This is a genomic window from Pseudomonas sp. MYb185 (assembly GCF_002979975.1).
Taxonomy (GTDB): domain Bacteria; phylum Pseudomonadota; class Gammaproteobacteria; order Pseudomonadales; family Pseudomonadaceae; genus Halopseudomonas.
In genome coordinates this window covers 1-1,587 of the sequence record NZ_PCQD01000028.1, presented here as the reverse complement: position 1 = coordinate 1,587, position 1,587 = coordinate 1, and the positions used below count along the sequence as shown (strand labels likewise).

Here is a 1,587-nt window from a genome sequence, read left to right as displayed (position 1 = left end):
GTTGACTACAACGTCAAGGTTCGCGTCAAGGCGGACAACAGCGGTGTCGACCTCGCCAACGTCAAGATGTCCATGAACCCCTTCTGCGAAATCGCCGTGGAAGAAGCCGTACGCCTGAAGGAAAAGGGCATCGCCACCGAGATCGTCGCGGTCTCCGTCGGCCCGACCGCTGCCCAGGAGCAGCTGCGTACCGCCCTGGCCCTGGGTGCCGACCGTGCCGTGCTGGTCGAGTCCGCCGATGAGCTGAACTCGCTGGCCATCGCCAAGCTGCTCAAGGCTGTCGTCGACAAGGAACAGCCACAGTTGGTGATCCTTGGCAAACAGGCCATCGACTCCGACAACAACCAGACCGGCCAGATGCTGGCGGCGCTCTCCGGCTACGCCCAGGGCACCTTCGCCTCTGCGGTGAATGTCGAAGGCGACCGGGTCAAGGTCACCCGCGAAATCGACGGCGGTCTGCAGACCGTTGACCTGAAACTGCCGGCCATCGTCACCACCGACCTGCGCCTGAACGAGCCGCGCTACGCTTCCTTGCCGAACATCATGAAGGCCAAGAAGAAGCCGCTGGAAACCCTCAAGCCGGACGAGCTGGGCGTGAGCACCACCTCCACCCTGAGCACCGTCAAGGTCGAAGCTCCAGCTGCCCGCAGCGCCGGCATCAAGGTCAAGAGCGTTGATGAGCTGGTCGACAAACTGAAGAACGAAGCCAAGGTGATCTGACATGACGATTCTGGTTATTGCTGAACACAACAACGCCGAACTGAATGCCGCCACCCTGAACACCGTGGCTGCCGCCCAGGCTATCGGTGGTGACATCGACCTGCTGGTCGCCGGTGCCGGCTGTGGCGCCGTGGCGGAAGCCGCCGCCAAGGTCGCTGGTGTATCCAAGGTGCTGCTGGCCGACAACGCCGCCTACGCCCACCAGCTGCCGGAGAACATCTCCCTGCTGATCGCCGAGCTGGGCAAGAGCTACAGCCACGTCCTGGCCCCGGCCAGCACCAACGGCAAGAACTACCTGCCGCGCGTCGCTGCCCTGCTGGACGTCGATCAGATCTCCGAGATCATCGCCGTAGAAAGCGCCGACACCTTCAAGCGCCCGATCTACGCCGGTAATGCCATCGCCACCGTCAAGTCCGACGCCGCGATCAAGGTCATCACCGTGCGTGCCACCGGCTTTGACGCCGTGGCCGCCGACGGTGGCAGTGCTGCCATTGAAGCCGTTGCGTCGGCCCAGGATGCCGGTCTGTCGGCGTTCATTGGCGAAGAACTGGCCAAGTCCGACCGTCCCGAGCTGGCAGGCGCCAAGATCGTGGTCTCCGGTGGTCGCGGCATGCAGAACGGCGACAACTTCCAGCTGCTGTACGGCCTGGCCGACAAGCTGGGTGCGGCCGTCGGTGCCTCGCGCGCGGCAGTGGACGCCGGTTTCGTACCGAACGACATGCAGGTCGGTCAGACCGGCAAGATCGTTGCCCCGAGCCTGTACATCGCCGTCGGTATCTCCGGCGCGATCCAGCATCTGGCGGGTATGAAGGACTCCAAGGTCATTGTTGCGATCAACAAGGACGAGGAAGCGCCGATCTTCCAGGT

General features: G+C 63.6%; 2 protein-coding genes. Both read left to right on the top strand.

Annotation, left to right across the window (positions count from 1 at the left end; genetic code table 11):
* Positions 1-720 (top strand): electron transfer flavoprotein subunit beta/FixA family protein (locus tag CQ007_RS18720; RefSeq protein ID WP_105647356.1); only part of this gene is annotated, 720 nt, incomplete at its 5' end.
* Between the two features lies 1 nt (position 721).
* A partial coding sequence (locus tag CQ007_RS18715; RefSeq protein WP_105647355.1) for an electron transfer flavoprotein subunit alpha/FixB family protein occupies positions 722-1,587 on the top strand: 866 nt, incomplete at its 3' end.